At 23.6% G+C, this 1,284-nt stretch carries 2 protein-coding genes; both read right to left on the bottom strand.

The features are described 5' to 3' along the window. Positions 1-894: 3-dehydroquinate synthase (gene aroB / locus KJQ99_RS09375; RefSeq protein ID WP_214150663.1), on the bottom strand; the 894-nt coding region annotated here is incomplete at its 3' end. A gap of 4 nt (positions 895-898) precedes the next feature. Then, positions 899-1,284: outer-membrane lipoprotein carrier protein LolA (locus KJQ99_RS09370; protein WP_214150662.1), on the bottom strand; the 386-nt coding region annotated here is incomplete at its 5' end.

The raw sequence follows: 1,284 nt of genomic DNA, 5'->3' as shown, positions 1-1,284 counted from the left end.
GAATTTAGAAGATGAATTGATTTTATAAAATGTAGGTAGATTAAAATTCTTTAAAGTATTTAAAATACTTATTTCAAATTCTTTTGAAATTAAACCTAAATTACAAGCCAATTTATTAGCCATAACCATACCAATAGCAACAGCTTCTCCGTGTAAATAGCCTTTATAATTCGTCTCATTTTCTATAACATGAGCAAAAGTATGACCATAATTTAGTTTCATTCTAAGATTATCTTCAAACTCATCATTTATTACCACATTTGCTTTAATTTTTATTGATTTTTCTACAAATTCTAAGATATTATCAAAAATATCATCAAAACTTAATTTGCTTAATTTGTTATAAAAATCCAAATCAAAACAAACAGCCATTTTAATAACTTCAGCCATAGCAGCACTTAATTCAGCCTTTTTTAAAGTCTTAAAATAATTTGTGAAAATATAAACAGCACTAGGTTGCTTGAATGTGCCTATTAGATTTTTACCATAAGCATTGTTTATGCCTGTTTTACCACCTACTGCTGCATCAACACTAGCAAGTAAGGTTGTAGCTATATTTATATGTTTTATTCCACGCTTATAAATACTAGCTACAAAGCCACCAATATCGCTAATTACCCCACCGCCAAGATTAATTAGCAAATCACTTCTACTAATTTCAGCCTTAAATAGTTCTTCTAAAATATAATTAACGCTTTCTTGATTTTTGTATTCTTCTCCATCTGGTATAACTATTATCGCTTTTGGTTGTTTTCCTATTTTTTGTAAAATATCATTTAAGTATAGTTTTTCTAAAGTTGTATTAGTTAAAATTACATAATCTTTATTTATTTTTAATTCTTCATCTATATAAACTTTATATGCTTTATCTTTTAAATCAATATCTATTACCATAACCTCACCTTATTACATCATAATTTTTTGGAATACTATATTTAAAAATATCATCATTTATTTTTAAATTAATTTTTGAATTTATAAAATCTATGCTTACTTGATTATCTAATTCATCTTTATAACTTATATTTGTTAAAAGATTATTAAGCACTTTTACATAATAAATTATATTATCATACTTAGCTTTATAGATTACAAAATCTTCTTTTTTTTCATATAAAGAAACATTTTTTAAAATATTTGCTAAATCAATTTGTTCTTTACTAATAATTACTTGTTCTAAGTCATCATCAATTATTACAACTTCATTTTTAGTAATATAAACTTTTTTTTCATCAGGGTTTAAGTATTGCCATAAACTTTTTTCATTTTGATAATAAAATTTAC

Origin of the sequence: Campylobacter sp. 2018MI13 (genome assembly GCF_018501135.1) — a bacterium.
Classification (GTDB): Bacteria; Campylobacterota; Campylobacteria; order Campylobacterales; family Campylobacteraceae; genus Campylobacter_E.
The sequence above is the reverse complement of the archived record's forward strand: the minus strand, read 5'-3'. Positions and strand labels throughout refer to the sequence as shown.